This window comes from Dyella sp. (assembly GCF_036746095.1).
Lineage (GTDB): Bacteria > Pseudomonadota > Gammaproteobacteria > Xanthomonadales > Rhodanobacteraceae > Dyella_B.
On the sequence record NZ_DAIOEU010000006.1, the window covers coordinates 54679 to 74694 of the forward strand.

A 20016-nucleotide genomic window follows, 5' to 3' on the forward strand; every position below is an offset into this window, starting at 1 on the left:
ATCGGCACGGCGGAATCTGATTTGCTCGTCTCCGGCAACGGCTAAGACGTTTAGCGTCCGTCTATCACCACAATCGAGTTGGTTTCAGTAGCGGTGCGTCAGGCTCGGCGGATCGTTATTTTCGCGGCATCGAAAAGTTAGCTCACTGTTGCAGCGCGTAATCTCGCGTCAACAGTCCGTGAAATCGCAAGATATCACGCACCATGACGTTGCATCCGAAATCGTGCTGATGCTGCGTACGCTGGGACACAGGCGTTAACAGTACCTTTTCGCGCTCTTGTGCGTTGCCGGAATCGCAAGCCCTTGCAAATGTTAAAGACTTGTCCATCACGCCAGGGTGTGATAGACCGCGCTCGGGAACTGGAGGGGTTCCTTGCCAACTTGTCATCCAGCGGATCGATTGGACATCTCACAAGCGGTCACACCATTCACGGTTAGACCTTGGAGGGGTTCAAATGAAACGTCATCCACTTGCGCTTTCGCTAGCAGCCTTGCTGCTCACGCCTGCTTCCGGAGCGGTTTTCGCACAAAGCACTGCCCCGCAAGACCAATCCACACAGCAACCTCCACAAACAAACGCCAAGCAATTGCAGACCATCACGGTTACGGGTTCCGCATTGCCGCGCGTCGATACGGAAACGCCATCGCCTGTCACGGTGATCACTGCGCAGGACATTGCGCGTTCGGGCTTTACCAATGTTTCGGATGTGGTGCGTGCTGTTTCCGCGGATAACAGCGGCAGCATTCCGCCTTCGTTTTATGCCGGGTTCGCGACCGGGTCTTCGGGTGTCGCGTTGCGCGGCTTGACGGTGAACTCCACCCTTGTGCTGGTCGATGGCAAGCGTGCAGCGAGTTATCCGCTGGTGGACGACGGCATCCGTTCGTTTGTCGATTTGGAGACGCTTCCGCTCGCTGCGGTTGAACGTATCGAAGTGCTGAAGGATGGTGCTTCGTCAATCTACGGTTCTGACGCGATCGCTGGCGTGGTCAACATCATTCTCAAGCCCAGTTTTCAGGGCGTGCAAGGCAGCGCCGAAGTCGGCAACTCGCAGCATGGTGGCGGTTTCCACAAAAATGCCACGCTGGTTGCAGGCATGGGTGATCTGAATACGGATCACTACAACGCCTACTTCAGCGCGGAATGGGATCAGGATCAGGCGATCCCGCTGAGCAAGCGCAGCTATCCGTTCAACAGTGCGAACCTTACCGGCATCGGTGGCCCCGACTTGCGCAACGGCAATCCCTTGAACACCACCGGCTCCACCGTGGGCACGGTAGCGCCGGCGGGGCCGACGCCAGGCGGCGATGCAACCGGCCCCTTCCAGCCTCTGGGGCCATGCACGACTGGCACCGAACTGGTGACTGTGCCAGGCACGGGGCCCAACACGGGTTCGTATTGCGCGCAGGATCAGTTCTACACCTGGGGCCACGTGCAACAGTACTCGAATAGGGATGGCCTCTATGGCCGCTTCACATTCAAGTTCAATGACACCACCAAGGCATATGCCGCGGTCAGTTACTACCAGTCTGTGGTGCATGAGTTAGGTACGCCAAGCCAGATCCAGTCCAGCGTGCCGAACAACACCGACAACATTCAGTTGCCGCCGGGCAACCCGTCCAACCCGTTCCCGGGCCAGTACGCCTATATCAACTACACGTTCGGTGATATTCCTGGCGCGACCAGCACCGATACGCATAACCTTCGCGGCGTACTCGACCTGCAGGGCACCTTCGGCGACTGGAACTATGAGGCGTCGGTGGTGGGCAACCACATCTGGATGGGTTACGCAAACCTGGGGTTCATCAGCTATCAGGGTTTGCTCAACGCGATCAACAACGGTACCTACAATTTCGCCAACCCGTCGGCAAACAGTGCGGCTGTTCGCAACGCCGTTTCGCCACCGGATATCGCGCAAAACCACTCGGACATGGACGTGTTCGACTTTTCCGTTAACCGCCAATTGTTCGACTTGCCAGGTGGTCCAACGGGGTTGGCCGCCGGTGTCCAGTTCCGCCACGAGGCACAGCTGCAGCAGGAGCTCAATCCGGGCGGCATTTACCAAGGCCTGGGCGACACCTTCATTACGGGTTCGCGCAACGTAAGCGGCATCTACGCGGAATTTGATGCGCCGCTGCTGGAGAGGCTGGAAGCCGACGTCTCCGGCCGCTTTGACCATTACCCGCACGTCGGCAACAATTTTTCGCCGAAGATTGGTCTGAAGTGGAAGCCGTTTGACTGGGTAGCGGTGCGTGCCACCTATTCGAAAGGTTTCCGTGCGCCGCAATTCGGCGAGAGCGCCGGTAGTTTCAGTGCGGGTTTCGTCAACAGCTCCGTCGTATCCCAGGGTGCTCCGGACTCCTTCATCGCAGCACACGGCAACTCGAACTACGTGACGATTCCTTATGCACTTGAAGAAGGGAGTTCGGGCAATCCCAGCCTGAAGCCGGAAAAGTCGCAGAGCTTTACCTTCGGTGTTGTCGTGCAACCGGTCAGCTGGCTGAACGCTTCGCTGGATTACTACAACATCAGGAAGAGCAATGTGATCGTCCCGGCGGACCCGGGTGTCGCCTTGTTGAATTACTACAACACCGGCACGGTATTGCCGGGCTACACCATGCAGTTCGATACGCCCGATCCCCAGCACCCCACCGCGCCGCTACGGCCGATTTTTGTGGGCGCCGACTACGTCAACGGCAATTGGCTGAAGACCACGGGCCTGGATCTGGACTTGCAGGCGCACTTCCATTTCAGCAATGGCATCCAATACATCAGCGAACTGCAGGCCACCCAGATCTTCCAGTGGAAGGAGGATGTTGCCGGCCAGGTGCAAAGCTACGTCGGAACGCAGGGCCCGTATGGTTTGTCCTCCGGCGCAGGTACGCCGCGTACTCGCGGCAACTGGGCAAATACCATTGAATGGGGGCCGCTGAGCCTGACGGCCACGATCTACTTCGTCAGCAAGGAGTTCGAGTCGGCGGAGGACGTTACCGGTACCACGGCTTGCTTCGATGCGTTAGGGCCAAACGGTGGTCCGTTGGCCAACAACTGTACGCTGTCGTCATTCACTTACGGCAATCTTGTCGGTAGTTACAAGTTGAACGACCACATCACGTTTACCGCATCGGTAGACAACGTGACGGACCGCAAACCGCCCATCGATCCGCTCAACTACGCGGCCAACCTGTACAACCCGACCTACGACTACGCCGGCATCATCGGCCGCTTCTGGAACGTCGGGGTGAAGTTCAAGCTGTAGGCCCAGCCGGCATACAAGCGGTTCAGTGATTGCCCCGGGCGCGCCGTATAACCGGCGCGCCTTTTTCTTTGTTGGCATAAGCGGAAATAAGCTGGTCCCGCGCACGGGTTGTCGTGGACAATGCCATGGTGTCGCGTGCGGCAGGTGACGGTTTTGCGCCATGCCGTTTACGGCATGTTATTCAGTGCCTGGGCTGAATTTTCAACAAGGGGAAAAGCAACATGCGGATGGGTCTTGCTGCCAACGCGCTTCATCATGATCACGACGATGCGGCGCTGTTTCGCTGGCTACGAGTATGTGAGCAAGGCATTCGCGAGTTGAATCTTCACTTGCATGCCGTAGGGCGCACCCATGCAGCCATTGAGCGGAACGGTTATCTCGCCGATTACCCTGGGTTGCTGCATTACCCTTATGGCCGCGATGGTGGCCTGATGAAGCTGGTGGCTGAAGTGGTGGGCATGCACGAGCCGCCGCGTACGCTGGATGGTGCGATCTATCTGATCGATCCGGTGGATCCGTCGTCCATCTTTCCCGAAGCCGTCGCATTGAAGCGCCAGTGCGTGATCCATCAGAAGCCGTTCGTTTCCACCGTGGCATCGGCGCGCGATTGGATTGAAATGGAGCGTATCCAGGCCGGCTTTGCCCCCGATCCCGGCGCCGATGCCTTGCATGCGTTGGAAAAGCAGACCATTGCCCTGATCGCACACGATGCGATGAAGCCGCAGATGATGGCGTATGCCGCGGATCACTTTGATGTGCTTGCGCGTTTCGCGCGACGTGTCGCCACCGGCACCACCGGCCAGCAATTGAACGAACTGGCATGGAGCCGCGGATGGCCGCAAGGCGAGAACTGGGTCGAGCGTTACCAGAGCGGCCCGATGGGCGGCGATGCGCAGATTGCCGACCTGGTGCTGGAGCGGCGTTGCCAGCGTGCGATCTTCTTTGAAGACCCGCACGTGGCGCGCCAGCACGAAGCCGATATTCAATTGCTGGAGCGTGCGGTGACCACGGTGACGGATGAGACGGTGTGCATGACCTCGCCGCGCGTGGCGGCGCGCTGGGCCGATGCGGTGCGCAAGCGTGCTGCGCAGCAGAGATAATTCAACGATGATCCTCCATGCTCGGCGGAAATAGCTCCCTCCCCTGCGTGTAGCAGGGGAGATCTGGGGTGGGGCGAGGTGAGGCAACCTCGCGACGAACTCAAATGATGCGGCAAGCCCATGCAAGCCCACCTCAACCCCTGAGGTATCCCCACGTTTTTTTGCCCTGCAATTTCAAAGAAATGAGAACGTCAGCCACTTTACGGTGATCGTCTACGTTACCTGGCCGTCATTCCCGCGAACGCGGGAATCCATGTTGCTCTGATGCAAAGGCAAAGATGGATTCCCGCTTTCGCTGGAATGACGATCTCGGAGTGTTTTCATGCATAGTCGAAAAACGTGGGGATACCTCGGCCCCAGCCCTCCCCTGCCAAGCAGGGGAGGGGGCGCATCGTTGGCAAGTCAAACATCACGCGAGATGTATTCATAAGGTAGCCTTCTTCTCATGTGCCTGATCGCCTTCGCCTGGCAATCCCATCCCCGCTGGCGCCTGCTGCTCGCCGGCAACCGCGATGAATTCCACGCGCGCGCCAGCGCACCGCTATCGCATTGGGCGGACATGCCCATCATCGGCGGTCGCGATCTCGAAGCTGGGGGTACGTGGCTGGGCGTCACCCATGCCGGGCGGTGCTGCGTCGTTACCAACGTGCGCGATCCCAGCGATCCGCAGCAGGGCACGTCGCGCGGCCTGCTTGCCACGGATTACCTGGCCGGCGTTGACGGCGCAACAGGTCACGCAAGCAAGTTGCTGGCGCTCGCGCCCGGCTATCGTCCTTTCAATCTGCTCACTTTCGATGCCGGGCATGGTTTCTACATCGGCAATCGCCCGTCCTCGAAAGCGCAGCCGATCGAGCCGGGCGTGCATGGTCTATCCAATGCAGACTTCAATACGCCGTGGCCGAAGACGCGCGCCTTGATGCAGCGTTTGCAAGCCTGGCTGGACGCCGGCCATGAAATCGACTTCGCCCCGCTGTTCCGCGCCTTGGCGGATGAACACCAGGCGTCCGATGAACGGTTACCCGATACGGGTATCGGCCTGGAGCGCGAGCGCTGGTTGTCTTCCGCGTTCATCCGCGGCGAACTTTACGGCACGCGCGCGAGTACCATCGTGGCGATTGGGCATGATGGCAAAGGCCTGATTATCGAGCGGCGGTTTGGACCGGCAGGACGTTTTGAAGGCGAGAGCGAACTGTCGTTCTGACGCGCAGGCTAGGGTGAAATCCCAGCTGCATCAGGCGTCCGGAAACTGCCCATCAAGGTAATACCAGCGTCCTTGCTCGCGCACGAAGCGGCTGACCTCATGCATGCGCTGGGCCTTGCCACCGCCGTAGCGCAGGCGCGCAATGAACTCCACCGTGGCTTGCTCGCCTTCTTCCCGATGCCGTTTCACGTCCAGTCCCAGCCAGGTGGGCGCGGGATGCTGCGACGCCAGTTTCAGGCTGGCCGGACGCGTGCTGGGATGCCAGGTGGCGAGCAGATAGTCCTCGCGCTTGAGCACATAAGCGCTATAGCGTGAACGCATCAACGCTTCGGCGGTTTGTGCAAGGGCACCTTCGTGCAGTGGGCCGCAACAGCGCGTGTAACGGGAGTGGTTGCCGCAAGGGCAGGGCGTGAGGGTGTCGATTGCTTGCAAGGCTTGGATCCGGCAAAAAAACACGGCCCCCATCCTGCGCCGGGCGCGCACAAATGCAAGAGGTAGTGCGGCACGCGCTGGATCGTGCGAGCTTTATCAGCTTGCCGGTGGCGTCGGGCGGTGACATGACTCGTTCGCGCTCGAGCGTGCCGTCACGTCCACCATGACGCACCCCTCCCCTGCGGTAGCCGGGGAGGGGACAGTATTTCGCGTAATCGAGAACCGCGCGTCAGTAGGCGCTATTCAAACCGGCCGTCCGCTTAGCACGCGCGCCGGCAGCATCAGCAGTGCTTTCAGGAATGCAAAGACGGCATGCATGGTGATGCCGACCAAGCGGAACGGCAGCAATAGCAGCCACACGATGGGGTAGAGCACCAGCGCAAGCAGCGCGAGCGGCCAGCAGAACACCAGCAGCACCAACCAGAGCAGAAAACCGACCATGGGCGTTACCTCCTGCGATTGAACGGCTCGACTGTAGCGCAGGCTACTGGTCGGGCGTAGATGACTATCGGCACCGTCTACGCCAGCGGATTCACGCCGAACAGCCAGTTGTGCAGCCAGAACGCAAACACGGCCCACAGCACGATACCTGCCACGACGGCTATCACCGTGCCCTTCACGGTACCTGGCGGATACACCGTGCCAAGGCGCCGGTCGCGGCGGCGTGCGGCGGCAAACAGCACCACAGCCCATACCAGGAATGCGCCGAACAACACCACGTCGTATTGCATGCCGGTCGCCAGCAGATGGCCGAACGCCCAGGTTTTTACCGCCAGTACCTGCGGATGGTGCAGCTTGGCCTTGATCATGTTGTTCGGCACGCGGGCTGCCGGGAACAGGATCAAGGCGATCAGCATGAACAAGGCGTTGAGATGCCGCAGCCACATCGGCGGGATGTACAAGATCACCGGATGGCGCCGCGCCATGATGAAACCCGCGACGATCAGCACGAGGCCGATGGCGGCGATGACGGAGTAAATCGCCTTCCAGCGATTCAGGCCGATGCGTTCGATCTGGCGACTGCGCCAGTCGCCGGCGACGATGCGGATGGAATGCAGGCCGAGGAAGATGATCAGGCCGAGGATCAGCACGGGCATGGCGGGAGCCTCAAGCAGAAAAAAATGATGACTTCAGCTACCTGTAAAGCTTATATCCCTCACCATCATGGTAGCGACATAGGCTGGGATGAAATCCCAGCCTATGTGCTTCAATGTTCCGTAAAGCGACACTTCGTCATTCCGGCGAAGGCCGGAATCCAGTTTAAACACGCCGTGCGAAGCACTCAAAACCCTATATGTCGTGTGCTACGCACGTCATTTTCAACTGGATTCCGGCCTTCGCCGGAATGACGAGCAAGGCGTTGCCGCGCGCTTAATCTCCCAGCAATTCCACCCTCGCCACAAGTGCCAATGCCCCGTCATCCAACGTCACACGCCCCGTCAATGGCGTTGGCAACCAGGCATCGCCCGCCTGCATGCGTCCATCCGACGTATCGATATGCCCACGCGCGCAGTAGATCAGCGCCACCGCATCATCCACCACTTGGCGGCCGGGATCTTCCCAGGTCACCAATTCACCGCGCGCCTTCGACCGCCGCAGCATCAGGTTCAGGTCACGCGTCGCACCGCCATGCAGCGCAATCGTCACTTTCGATTCGCCTGCAAACGCAAAGGGCGCGAACGGCGTCGTAAGCGCATGGCTGCGGCCATCGTCCAGCGTCATCGTGAAGCCGGCGCCTTCCAGCAGCGCAATGGTGCGATCGACGCCATCGAAGGCCGAAAACGGCGCGGCGCTATCCACCTCCGCCACGCTGATACGCCACGCAAAGTCGTCCATGCTTGCGCCAGCCGGATAGACGGCCAATTCGCGCGTACGCCCCATGCCGTTCTTCCACGGCACGGCCGCACAATCACGCAGGCGGATGATGCTCATGCGGTACGCTCGATCACGCGTTGGAAAGGGGGCAGGGCTTTAAGCATCTGGCTGCCGTATTGCCGCGTAATGACACGGCGATCCAGCAGCACGATCCGGCCGCGATCGGTTTCGCTGCGGATCAGGCGGCCGCAATATTGAATCAATAGCCGTGTGGCTTCAGGCACGGCGACTTCCATGAAGGGGTTGCGTCCGCGCGATTCCAGCCACTCGGCATACGTGGCGCCGACGGGGTCGGTCGGCACGGCGAAAGGCAATTGCGTGATCACCACTGTCTCGCACAACTTGCCGGGCAAATCCAAGCCTTCGCCGAAAGACGCCAGGCCAAACAAGGTGCTGCCCTTGCCTGCTTCGACGGCTTGAACGTGTTCGGCAATCAATTGCGTTTTGCCCAACGAACCTTGCGCGCGCACTTTGCGCACCTTGTCGATCGGCAGGCGTTGCAGCACGCGTTCCAGCTTTGCGCGCGAGGTGAACAGCACCAGGTTGCCGGCATTCCAATCCAGGTTGTCAGCCAGCCAGTCGGTGATTTCCTGTGCGTGTTGTTCGCGTGCATCGGGCAAGGCGGACAGGGCCGGTATTTCCAGGCGCGCTTGGGCGCCAAGATCGAACGGCGAAGGCAGGCTCACCGTCACCGCATCGTCCGGCAACCCCACGGCATCGGCAAAGCCGCGGAAGTTGCCGCCTACGCTCAAGGTGGCGGACGTCATCACGGCGGCGCTGGCGTTGTCCCAGAGAATGCTGCGCAACAGTGCCCCGGCGGAAACGGCCGACGCATGACAAACCAATTGCTGGTCGTTGGATAGCGTGACCCAGCGCGCAAGTGGCGGTGCATGTTCCGGATCATCACTGGACCATGCGCGCCACGTGCGCACCTGGCGATCGATGCGCTCCATGGCCATGCCCAATTCGCGCGACAACGCTTCCTGCGTCGGGCCGCCTTCGCTCATCTCGGTGACGGTGCGCCGCACGGCGGTCAGCCAGCGCTGCACCTCGCTGCTGGTAATGTAGAGCAGCGTGGCGTGATGCACCCAGTTGTCCGGCAACTGACCCAGCGAGCCGCGATAGACCGGTTCGGCTTCCGCCGGATCGGGCAGCCACGATTGGCGAATCTCTTTTTCCAGCGCTTCCAGCGCGTCGCTCAGCTCCTGCAGTTTTTCGTCGCCGGCATCGAGGGTGAGCTTGCCGATCACTTCTTTGTCGGTCAGCGAATAAGCCGCGTGCACTTGTCGGCCGAGTCGGCTGATCTGGCGCACGGCGAAGTTGAGCGCCACTTCCGACGCGCCGCGGTCGATGGTCTTGGCGGGCATGTGATGCGCTTCGTCGAACACGTACAGCGTTTCTTCCGGCTTGGGCAGGAACACGCCGCCCCAGCTTTCTTCGCCGCTGGACAGCGTGAGATCGGCCAGCACCAGGTCCTGGTTGGCGACGATGATGTCGGCATCCGCCGCGGCACGACGCGCCGCGAAGAACGGGCAGAGCATGAAGTACGCGCAGCGGCGGCCGGTGCAACCGCCCGTGCTGGTGGTGATCATGCCGCGCAACATGTCGCCGGGCGTTTCAGGCGCGGCATCCATGTCGCCGTTCCATTCGTTGCGATCGAAGGCGTCGGTAAGCTTGCGCAATACCTGCTTGTCGCGCTCGGCCGGCGGCTTGCTCCACAACGCGAGATCGGCATCCAGGCCCAAACCCATCTGTGCGCTTTCGGCCACGCTGCTGCCCGCCATGCGCAGGTTGCGTGGGCACACGTAGCGGCCGCGCCCCTTGGCCAGCGCCACTTTCATCTCGCGGCCGTAGAGTTTCAGGAACAGCGGGATATCGCGCTCCACCAGCTGTTCCTGCAGCGCGACGGTGGCGGTGGCGATCAGCAGCTTCTTCTTCAAGGCCTTCGCCGCTTCCACGCCGGCAATGAGATAGGCCATCGATTTACCGGTGCCGGTGGGTGCTTCGATCACTGCCGCGCCACCTGCTTGCGCCAATGCCTTGGCGACCTCGGCAATCATGCGCGTTTGCGCTGCGCGCGCACGAAAACCCGGCAGGCCTTCTTTCATGCGGGCATAGGCGTCGCGAATGCGGTCCTTGAGTTCGTCAGTAAGCATGGGCTTCCTGGCGCGTGATGCTCAGTGCGACGGCTTCGGCGATGCGAATGCCGTCGACACCGGCCGAAAGAATGCCGCCTGCATAACCGGCGCCTTCGCCGGCCGGAAACAGGCCGCGCGTGTTGAGGCTCTGCAAGCTTTCATCGTCGCGGCGAATGCGCACCGGCGACGAGGTGCGTGTTTCCACGCCGGTAAAGATCGCATCGGGCCGTGCGAAGCCCTTGATCTTGCGATCGAAGGCTGGCATCGCCTCGCGAATGGCTGCTATTGCGTAATCCGGCAACGCGGGCGCCAGATCCGTCAGGTGTACGCCGGGCTTGTACGAAGGCTGCACCTCGCCCAGTGCCGTGGATGCGTTGCCGGCGAGAAAATCGCCCAGCAGTTGGCCTGGCGCTTCGTACGTGCCGCCACCCAGCTCGAATGCGCGGCTTTCCAGATGGCGTTGCAATGTGATGCCGGCCAGCGGGCTGCCGCTATCGTCATACGGGGTGAAGTCGCTGGGCTCGATGCCCACCACGATCGCCGCATTCGCATTGCGTTCGTTGCGCGAATACTGGCTCATGCCATTGGTTACCACACGCCCCGGCTCACTGGTGGCCGCCACCACCGTGCCGCCCGGACACATGCAGAAGCTGTATACCGAGCGGCCATTGCGGCAGTGGTGCACCAGTTTGTAATCCGCGGCGCCAAGTAACGGATGGCCGGCCTGCGGGCCGAAGCGCGCGCGATCGATGATCGACTGCGGATGCTCCACGCGAAAGCCGATCGAGAACGGCTTGGCTTCCAGGTACACGCCGCGTCTGTGCAGCATCTCGAAGGTGTCGCGTGCGCTGTGGCCGAGCGCCAGTACGACATGATCGGTGCGAATCTGCTCGCCGTTCGACAACGCGACACCGCGCACGTGGCGTGTGCCTTCCGCATCGGTATCGACCAGCAGATCATCCACGCGCTGCTGGAAACGGATTTCCCCGCCCAGCGCTTCGATGGTGTTGCGCATGTTCTCGACCATCGTCACGAGGCGGAAGGTGCCGATGTGCGGCTTGCTCACATAGATGATTTCTTCCGGCGCGCCAGCCTTCACGAATTCCGTCAGTACCTTGCGGCCGTAATGCTTGGGATCGGAAATCTGGCTGTACAGCTTGCCGTCGGAAAACGTACCAGCGCCGCCCTCGCCGAACTGCACGTTCGACTCCGGGTGCAGGTTGCGCTTGCGCCACAGGTCCCAGGTGTCCTTGGTGCGCTCGCGTACGGCCTTGCCGCGTTCCAGGATGATCGGCCGAAAGCCCATCTGCGCCAGCACCAAGCCGGCGAACAGCCCGCATGGACCCAGGCCGATCACCACCGGCCGGTGTTCCAGCGTGGCCGGGGCCTTCGTTACGAAGTGGTAGTTCGTATCCGGTGTGGGGCGCACATGCGGATCGTCCGCAAAACGCGCCAGCAGCGTGGCTTCGTCAGCCACATCCACATCCAGCGTGTAGATCAGCTGGATCGCCCCGCGCTTGCGGGCGTCATGGCCGCGGCGAAACACGCTATAGCCACGAATGGCGGCGGCGCCGACATGCAGCTTGGCGCGGATGGCCGCGGCCAGCGCTTCCTCGGGGTGATCCAGGGGCAGCTTGATGTCGGTGAGTCGCAGCATGCGGGCAGGGCGGGATAAACGGCAGGCTATTGTCGCAAAGCTGACCGCGTCGCGCCGCTTTATATGGCTTTTCCCGCGCCACGTCGGGGCTTTGCAGGCTGAAATGAAATCCCCGCAGCGCTCCGCAAGCCGGGATTTGCACCCCAGACTACTTGCAGCCCACCGCGCTCCTGGGCTGGATGAGCGAATGCGAAGCCCCGCAATCCCGCGCCGGTCGCCGCCCCTTACGCGGGTTCACCCCTCGGCGGCCACCTGCCGCAGCGTCTGCTCGAACACCTCCGGCGGCTGTCCACCCTGGACCAGATATTTCCCATTGATGATCACCGACGGCACCGCCCGGATGCCTTGCGACTGGAAGAACTGCTCCTGCTGGCGCACCTCATCCGCATAGCGGTTCTCCGCCAATACCTTGCGTGCCTGCGTGATATCCAGCCCGACTTCGCTGGCCACCCGCACCAGCACGTCGTGGGAACTGACGTTCTCGCCCTTGCTGAAGTACGTCTCCAGCAAAGCCAGCTTCAGCGCCGGCTGCTTGCCTTCCAATTCCGCCCAATGCAGCAGGCGATGCGCGTCGAAGGTGTTGTAGATGCGGCTGCGCTTGTCCATGTCGAACACAAAGCCAAGGCTGGCCCCGCGCTGGCGGATGCCCTCCTGGTTCTTCGCCATCTGCTCCGGCGTGCTGCCGTACTTGTGCGCCAGGTGCTCGGCCACGTTTTCGCCTTCCGGCCCCATCTGCGGATTCAGTTCGAAGGGCTGGAAATGCAGATCGGCCACTACCTCGCCATCGAGTCGCTGTAGTGCCTGTTCCAGCGATTTGAGGCCGATGGCGCACCACGGGCAGACGACATCGGAGACGAAGTCGATTTTGAGATGGGTGGGAGTGGTCATTACATATTCCGATAGGAGTAGCGGGCACACCCGTGGATAAGGACGCTTTGCATCAAATCAATGGTGATGTTGATTGGGGATAAAAAAACGGAGTCGGCACTGCCGACCCCGTTTGCCCCCCAATACGCCAACCGGTTACCAATCGTATGAAGCTGAAAGGCGGACATACCTTGGCGTTTGCATATATAGAGGCATTCCGTATGTGTTGGAAACCGTGCCGGAGACGGTCTCATACGTGGCATCCAACGCTGTGGGTCGCCGTTCGTTCAATACATTGAAAATGTCGAGATTGAGCGCCAGCTTCTTGTCTACGAACAAAGGACGGTACGTTACACCTAGGTTGACGGTCTTTGTCCATGGCAGGCGACCAAAACTACCCAGCGACGTGGCCTTGCCATTGCAGTAGTGATAGGAGGAGCCGTAACCCGCCGGATCATTGTCTAGATCGCTTCCTGGCCCTGCGTAATAGCCCATGCAGACCTTGGGCGCGCCGGATGCGACCTGCAATGAACCGGACACCATCCATTCGGGATTGATTTGATAGGCACCGTACGCCTTGAACTGGTGTGTTCGATCGTTGGACAACACACCGTTGCTGGCTTCCATCAGCTGCCAATAATCCCAGTCCTGCGTTTTGGAAATATCCTCCTGGCCGACAGTCGACAGCACTTGACCTTCCGTATTGCCATAGTTGCGCGAGAAGGTGTAGTCGAGGCGACCCTGCCACTTACCGTCGAATGGATGTTCCAGGAACATGTCCAGCGCGTAATATTTGCGTTTCGCACCGTTGTTGAAGCCCCAATCGTGGTTGCTCATGGTGACTTGGGAATATCCGTTGCCGTCAGCGTTTGGGAGCAAGAATGTATTGGTTCTCCCTGGGTTGAAAATCAAACAACCGGAAGGGAACGCTACGCTGTCTGGATCGATGCCCTGTGCGATGGCTTTGGTTGCCAAGGCATCTACGTCGCAAACATCGTCGATGGCAGCCTGCAATTTTCGCATCGTGATTTTTGCGCCGTATACCCAGTGCTCACCTAGCATTTTGTTGAACCCAAGAATGGCTTCATCTTGATACTGTGAGCGTAGATCTGTGGCCGTTACTGTCTTGGGATCCGGAGCCTGTCCAAATTCGCCATTGGGCGAAAAAACCGGCCCAAGAGGCTTCAGGCCGGTCGGAGCCCCTGTCGCGGAGTCGATGCCCGTATAGGTGAAATATTCATAGGTCATCGTGGACGCAGAAGCCGCGCGAATCGCTACGCTATTGGGTAGGGCGAGATAGTAGCGGCCGAGGTTGCCAAAGAGCTTGAAGGTGGAGTCACCGAACACATCCCAGCTGAAGCCAAGGCGAGGAGCCCATTGGTTCGTGTTGTGCACGAAGGCCTGGTGGGCATTGTTGTAGTTGGTGAATTGATCGTTGCGAAGGCCGATGTTCAACAGCCAACGGTCATTGATTTGCCATTGATCCTCGATGTACTGAGCTTTTTGCTCAACCGACATATTGGTTGCATTGCTGTTTACGTATCTAGATACGTAATAGCCTTCGCCGCCCGGTGCACCTATGCCAAAGTGCGAGCTAATCGGAGTATTTGGATTCGCCGATTTGCCATAAATCCACCAGTAACCAGGGCCGGAGGCTTGCTGGCCTTCGTCGGTGGCCGAGCTACTAATATTGTCGATGCCTGCGGACAGCAAGTGATCGCCAAGTTTGTACTCCAGATCGAGTCGTAGGCCGCGACTTTGATATCTTGCGTTAGGCGGTGTTATGTAGCCAACGTTATTGTTGTTGCCAATAGGCTGGCCGCCTGTGATGCCAGGGTCCTGGCTCTGTACGCTTTTGAGATATGGAAGAGTGGGGTCCACGCCTGGGATCTGGCTGAAATCGATGGCCCTGTTGATGCCGTAGGTTGCTGAAAACGTCAGATCATCGGTGAGGTAGCTGGTGAACTTTCCGATATATATGTCGGATCCCGTTTTGGTCTCCAAGTCGTGGCCGATCAGTTCGCCCTTCGCGCCGGTTGCATAGCTGTATGCGTACTCATTGCTGTTGTACGAGTTTTTGTTGGAAATGTTGGTCAGTTCAAGGATGTTGCTGTCATTGATGTTCCAATCCAGCTTGACGTAGTGCTTGGGCGTTGTGTAGCTGTAGTTGTTAACGAAAGGCTGCGAGGCAGCGATGCTGGATGTCGCTCTACTATCCTGCTTTTGTGCTTCCACGGCTGCGAACAGAAACAGTTTGTCTTTGATCAGCGGCCCGCCTAGATAAGCGTCGTAAGTGGTCACAGTGCTCTTATTGTCTTTGCGTGAACGATTGATCGTTCCCGGGAGATTTGGATTGTCGTAACCGTAATTTTCAGGCAGCGCAGCGTCGGGGTAGTAGGTATTCCGGGGATCGGAGGCAAGGGAACTAGGCGCCCATTGAGCCTGGACACCGAAATGCCATTCGTTGGTGCCGCGTTTGCCGATTTGATTGATTACGCCGCCGGTCGAGCGACCGTATTTGGCGCTATAGCCCCCGGTAAAAATTTCTTGCTGATCGATGGCTCCATAAGGTAGCCCTATGCCGCCAAGGCCATTGAGAGGGTCGGTGGTGTTGTAGCCATTGATGTAATAGGCGTTCTCGGAAACGGAAGCGCCTCCAAACGACACTAGCGCGTTGCCGGTGGGGCCAGAGAAGTAGCCACTACCGGCAACAACGCCAGGCGCGAGCATGGCGATGGCTTCTGCATTGCGCGCGAGAGGGAGTTTGTCGAGATCTTTAGCGGTAATGACGGTGCGCGAATCGACTGTGGTCACGTCGATGGGGGCAATGGCATTGGCGGTTACAGAAATGGTTTCCAGCGATTTGTTGCCGGATGCGATGAATGAAGCATCGGCGCTTGAGTTCACTACAACTTGTACGTCGTTGCGCGTGGCGACTACGGTGCCTTCGTGCTGGAGTGTAACTGTGTAATTGCCAACAGGAAGGCTGGTGATGTTGAAGTGCCCGGAATTGTCCACGGTGGTCCTGCGCATCACGCCGGTGTTACTTGTGGCGGTAACCGTTGCGCCTGCCTGTGCCTGACCCGTGATGGTGCCGGTGGTGGATTGCGCAAGTACATCCGTGTTGGCCAACGCAGCAGCGCATGCCAACACCAGCAATGAATAATTAAAGGTATTTCTCGCTTTCAAGTTGATCTCTCCCTGGAGTCGCCGTCCATCGTTAACGGTGCAAGAGTCGGCGCATGACAAAGTGCGAAGGTCACGCCCGTGGTACATGGCCTAGGTGCGACAGTCGCGCGTGTACGGTTCAGCCCCTTAAGGCGGGACGTTCTTTGCGAACCGCAGCGATCAAATTAGCTGACAACGATTTGGTAACAATCGGATAGCGCTTAATTTGATGTGAGGGATGACTTCAATGCGATTGAAGTTGACCGATAAAGCGGATACGCGCAATGCAGCACGTACGCGTACTAGAGTGAGATCGGTCAGAGGGAGATCAATCAGCGTGTCGGGAAAGCGGTGCGACAGCTTGGGGATAAAGAACAGGGCGACAACATCGCCCTGTTCGCAAAAAGAGCAGGTTCACTGCTTGCCGATGAAATCCTGCTTGCCGATATGCGTACCAGCCTCACGCAGGATCGCGTACGCCGTCGTGCAATGAAAGAACAAATTCGGAATCACGAAGTGCAGCAAATAAGCCTGTCCTTCAAAATGCTGTTCGCCATTGCGCGACTTGATGGTGATGGCGCGCGTTTCGCTGCCGTCCACCTGCTCGGGCTTGAAGCTCTTGATGTAGTCGATCGCGCGTTCGATGCGCGAATAGAGTTCGTCGAACGAGGTTTCGTTGTCTTCGAACTTCAGCGGATCGACGCCGGCCAGGCGCGCGGTGCCGTTCTTGGCCATGTCGGTGGCGATCTGCACCTGCTTGACCAGTGGCAGCATGTCGGGGATGAGGCGGGTTTGCAGCATTACCGAACCTTCCACGTTCTTTTCCTTGGCGTGTTTTTCGCCGAGCTTGAGCACGTGGTTGAGGTTGGTCAGTGCGCGTACGAACAGCGGTACGGAGGCTTGGTACATCGAGAGACTCATGGGGATGACTCCGGTTGATGATGCGGGAGATGATCGTGCGTACATACGTCAGCTACGGGTGACAGTTCGCTAGGCGACGGCGCTGGCTGCGCGTCCGACGGTTGCGTGGGATGAACATGGCGGATCGCATAGCCGGCAATGACGGTCGCGGCGGCAAGCAACACCGCGGCCAGCACGAAAGCGATGCCAGGCAGATGCATGGGGGCGTGGTTGCTGATGAACAACCCGAACAGGTTGGCGAACAGCGCCGGGCCGAAGATGCCGGCCAGGCTCGCCAGGCTGCTCAACGCACCTTGCAGGCGCCCTTGTTCGTGCGGATCCACTTGCTGGGTCATCAGCGCCTGTGCCGGCGGCCCGGAGAGCCCGCCAAGGCAGAGGAACGGAATGCCCACCAGGAACATCCACCCCACCGGCGAAAAGCCGAAGAACAGATAGCCGACCACGCATAGCGGCAGGCCGATCATGATCAGGCGCCGCTCGCCGAGTTTCGGCATCAAGCGGCGCACCAGCACGGCCTGCACGATACCGCTGCAAAGGCCGACGAAGGCGAGCGTGTATCCCACTGCCTGCGTGCCCCAGCCGTAGCGGTAATCGGCGTAGAGCACATAGGTGGAGTTGAGCGAGAACTGCGCCAGGTTGATCAGGAAATACACCGAGGCCAGCGCGAAGACTTGCGGATAGCGCCGCAACAGCACGAGTGCGCCGAACGGATTGGCATGGCTCCAATCGAAGCGCTTGCTGCGGCGTTCCGGCGGCAGCGATTCCGGCAGCACGAAGAAGCCGTAGCAGAAGTTGATCAATGAAAGCCCGGCTGCCACCCAGAACGGCAGCCGGATGTTGAGGTGGCCAAGCAGGCCACCCAGCGCGGGACCGGTAATGAAGCCGATGGCAAACGCCGCGCCCAATGCACCGTAGGCCGCGGCGCGTTTTTCCCGCGGCACGATGTCGGCAATGTAGGCGTTGGCGGTGGAGAAGCTCGCCGCGCAGATGCCCGATACCAGGCGCCCCACGAACAACAGCCATACCGTCGGCGCCAGTGCGATCACGATGAAATCGACCCCCAGGCCAAAGCTGGAGATCAGGATCACCGTGCGACGGCCGAAGCGATCCGACAAGGTGCCTTGCACCGGCGAGAAGATGAATTGCATCAGCATGAAGGTGGTGCTGATCGCACCCACCCATACGGCTGCCTGCGCCATGCTGCCGCCGATCAATTCCACGATCAGGTGCGGCAGTACCGGGATGATGATGCCGAAGGCCAGCATGTCCAGCATCACCGTCACGAAGATGAAGGCGAACGCGGCTTTTTGGCGAGAAGGAGGAGCGGAGGGTGCAGAGTCCATGCGGGGAGCGCGGATCGCCAGTGTGTAGGGCCAAAGCCGCAACGATAGCCGATGCCGTGTTGCTTGGCATGGGCGGGAAGTGGAGGAAATGTCGCGGGTCTTCTGCCCGCTCCCTCCGGGAGGGGCTCAAAGCATCACCGTGGCGGCTGCATCAATTCCTGCGGGCTCAGGTACCCGTCATGGTTGCGGTCCAGCCGATGGAACTCCCCGCGCAGGTTGTCCTGCCACGTTTTGAGCGCGATTGCCCTGCCGTGCCCGCCGGGCAGCTCGTCCGGTTCCAGCACGCCATCATGGTTGAGATCGCGGCGATGGAAGCCCTCACTCATGTAGGCCACGTATTCGGCCTCGCTGACGCGCCCGTCGCCGTTGCTGTCCATGGCCTGGAACAGGCCGGCCGCCGTGTGCTGCGCAAGCGCCGCGCAAGGCAGCGCCAGCAGCAGAAGCCACCGGTTCAAGCGCATCAGCGCCGGCCGCCGTGGATGCCGATGAAATCCAGGAACTCGGCGCGGGTGCGGGCGTCCTCGCGAAAGGCGCCAAGCATCTGGCTGGTGACCATCGATACGCCGCGCTTGTGCACGCCGCGCGTGGTCATGCATTCGTGGCTGGCATCCACCACCACGGCGACGCCGGCGGGATGGAGGTTCTCCTGGATGCAGCGCGCGATTTCGGCGGTCATCTTTTCCTGTACCTGGAAGCGGCGCGCGTATGCATCTACTACGCGTGCCAGCTTGCTGATGCCCACCACGCGGTTGGTGGGCAGATAGCCCACGTGCGCGCGTCCGATGATCGGCGCCATGTGGTGTTCGCAATGGCTTTCGAATTCGATGTCGCGCAGCACGACCATTTCGTCGTAGCCGGCCACTTCCTCGAAAGTGCGCCGCAGGTATTCGCCCGGATCGATCTGGTAGCCGCTGAACCAGTCGCGATAGGCCTTGACGACGCGGCGCGGCGTATCGAGCAGGCCTTCGCGTTGCGGATTCTCGCCGGCCCAGCGCAGCAGGGTGCGCACCGCCTCTTCGGCTTGTTCGCGGGTGACGTCGGTGGGCTCGTGCTCGCTCATGCGGCTTTCCTTGATGCGGATTCGAGCCTCCAAGTGTAACGCTCGCGTCAAGATGATAGGGTTCCGGGCCTGCCTGACTCCCCACCAGGACTCCCATGACCCGATCCATCAACCGCGATACCCGGCTCTGCATGTCCCTGTCCGGCCGTCCGGGCAACTTCGGCACGCGCTTCCAGAATTATTTGTACGAAGCGCTGGACTTGAACTATGTCTACAAGGCGTTCACCACGCACGACCTTCCCGCCGCGATCGGCGGCATCCGTGCCCTGGGCATTCGCGGTTGCGCGGTATCGATGCCGTTCAAGGAGGCATGCATGACGCTGGTCGACAGCATCGACGATTCAGCCGCGGCGATCGCTTCCGTCAATACCATCGTCAACGACGATGGCCACCTGCGTGCCTACAACACCGATTACCTCGCCGTACGCAGCCTGATCGAACAGCATGGCCTTGGCACTGACTTGCACCTGGCCTTGCGTGGCAGCGGTGGCATGGCGAAGGCGGTGGTTTGTGCGTTTCGCGATGCCGGCTTCAGGCAAGGACATGTCGTGGCGCGCAATGAAACGACAGGGCGAAACCTCGCGCAAACCAGTGGCTTCGGTTGGGTGCCTGATATGTCGAGTGTGCAAGCCGATCTGTTGATCAACGTGACGCCGATTGGCATGGAAGGGCCCGAAAGCGATCAATTTGCGTTCCAGCAAGACGCTGTGGAGCGCGCGAAAGCCGTGTTCGACGTGGTCGCGTTGCCGGCGGAAACACCGCTGATCAAGCTGGCGCGGTCGCTGGGCAAGCCGGTGATTACCGGTGCGGAAGTGATCGTGTTGCAGGCGGTGGAGCAGTTTGTGCTGTATACCGGCGTGCGGCCGGATGATGTGTTGATCGCACGTGCGGCAGAGCATGCGTTGAGTTGATGGTTTCAGAATGAGGTAGGGATACCTGCGTGGCTTTTGGTCAAGTCCATTCGTGCCTTGCCGTCACTCGGGCGAAAGCCGGAATG

General features: G+C 60.1%; 16 protein-coding genes. 4 read left to right on the forward strand and 12 right to left on the reverse strand.

The genetic code is table 11. From position 1 onward, the window contains the following. Window positions 1-455 precede the first annotated feature (455 nt). From V7M64_RS04655 to V7M64_RS04665, 3 genes are all read left to right on the forward strand, one after another. Window positions 456-3257, forward strand: coding sequence for a TonB-dependent receptor (locus V7M64_RS04655; protein WP_333677385.1), 2802 nt, complete (start codon window positions 456-458; stop codon window positions 3255-3257). 221 nt (window positions 3258-3478) lie between these two features. Further along, window positions 3479-4357 carry a methylglyoxal synthase gene (locus V7M64_RS04660; protein WP_333677387.1) on the forward strand — a complete coding sequence of 293 codons (879 nt, stop codon included), beginning with the start codon at window positions 3479-3481 and terminating at the stop codon, window positions 4355-4357. Between the two features lie 445 nt (window positions 4358-4802). Then, window positions 4803-5558 carry an NRDE family protein gene (locus tag V7M64_RS04665; protein ID WP_333677389.1) on the forward strand — a complete coding sequence of 252 codons (756 nt, stop codon included), beginning with the start codon at window positions 4803-4805 and terminating at the stop codon, window positions 5556-5558. 30 nt (window positions 5559-5588) lie between these two features. On the opposite strand, the gene V7M64_RS04670 is transcribed toward V7M64_RS04665, so the two are convergent. The 12 genes from V7M64_RS04670 to folE form a co-directional block, all read right to left on the reverse strand. After that, a complete protein-coding gene (locus V7M64_RS04670) occupies window positions 5589-6023 on the reverse strand; it encodes a YchJ family metal-binding protein (RefSeq protein WP_333677391.1) in 435 nt (144 codons plus the stop codon). Window positions 6024-6233: 210 nt separating this feature from the next. Beyond that, window positions 6234-6431, reverse strand: coding sequence for a hypothetical protein (locus tag V7M64_RS04675; RefSeq protein WP_188797477.1), 198 nt, complete (start codon window positions 6429-6431; stop codon window positions 6234-6236). 77 nt (window positions 6432-6508) lie between these two features. Beyond that, window positions 6509-7087, reverse strand: a complete 579-nt coding sequence (locus V7M64_RS04680) for an NnrU family protein (protein WP_333677395.1) — start codon at window positions 7085-7087, stop codon at window positions 6509-6511. Between the two features lie 274 nt (window positions 7088-7361). Next, window positions 7362-7922 (reverse strand): HutD family protein, encoded by a 561-nt coding sequence (locus V7M64_RS04685; protein ID WP_333677397.1) that lies wholly within the window; start codon window positions 7920-7922, stop codon window positions 7362-7364. Further along, window positions 7919-10021 (reverse strand): ATP-dependent DNA helicase DinG, encoded by a 2103-nt coding sequence (dinG, locus tag V7M64_RS04690; protein WP_333677399.1) that lies wholly within the window; start codon window positions 10019-10021, stop codon window positions 7919-7921. The genes V7M64_RS04685 and dinG overlap by 4 nt, the downstream gene beginning before the upstream one ends. Further along, on the reverse strand, window positions 10011-11660 hold the full coding sequence (locus V7M64_RS04695) for an NAD(P)/FAD-dependent oxidoreductase (RefSeq protein WP_333677400.1): 1650 nt from the start codon (window positions 11658-11660) through the stop codon (window positions 10011-10013). The genes dinG and V7M64_RS04695 overlap by 11 nt, the downstream gene beginning before the upstream one ends. 234 nt (window positions 11661-11894) lie before the next feature. Further along, window positions 11895-12548, reverse strand: a complete 654-nt coding sequence (locus V7M64_RS04700) for a DsbA family oxidoreductase (RefSeq protein ID WP_333677401.1) — start codon at window positions 12546-12548, stop codon at window positions 11895-11897. 135 nt (window positions 12549-12683) lie between these two features. Next, window positions 12684-15716, reverse strand: coding sequence for a TonB-dependent receptor (locus tag V7M64_RS04705; RefSeq protein WP_333677402.1), 3033 nt, complete (start codon window positions 15714-15716; stop codon window positions 12684-12686). Between the two features lie 393 nt (window positions 15717-16109). Beyond that, window positions 16110-16616 carry a DUF1993 domain-containing protein gene (locus V7M64_RS04710; RefSeq protein WP_333677403.1) on the reverse strand — a complete coding sequence of 169 codons (507 nt, stop codon included), beginning with the start codon at window positions 16614-16616 and terminating at the stop codon, window positions 16110-16112. Next, window positions 16613-17959 (reverse strand): TCR/Tet family MFS transporter, encoded by a 1347-nt coding sequence (locus V7M64_RS04715; RefSeq protein ID WP_333677404.1) that lies wholly within the window; start codon window positions 17957-17959, stop codon window positions 16613-16615. Before V7M64_RS04715 ends, V7M64_RS04710 begins: the two co-directional genes overlap by 4 nt. 134 nt (window positions 17960-18093) lie before the next feature. Beyond that, window positions 18094-18420, reverse strand: a complete 327-nt coding sequence (locus V7M64_RS04720) for a hypothetical protein (RefSeq protein ID WP_333677406.1) — start codon at window positions 18418-18420, stop codon at window positions 18094-18096. After that, a complete protein-coding gene (gene folE / locus V7M64_RS04725; RefSeq protein WP_333677408.1) occupies window positions 18420-19019 on the reverse strand; it encodes a GTP cyclohydrolase I FolE in 600 nt (199 codons plus the stop codon). The genes V7M64_RS04720 and folE overlap by 1 nt, the downstream gene beginning before the upstream one ends. Window positions 19020-19114: 95 nt before the next feature. Between folE and V7M64_RS04730 the strand changes: the two genes are divergently transcribed. Then, window positions 19115-19930: a shikimate 5-dehydrogenase gene (locus V7M64_RS04730; protein WP_333677409.1), complete on the forward strand. Its 816-nt coding sequence runs from the start codon at window positions 19115-19117 to the stop codon at window positions 19928-19930. Window positions 19931-20016: the final 86 nt, after the last annotated feature.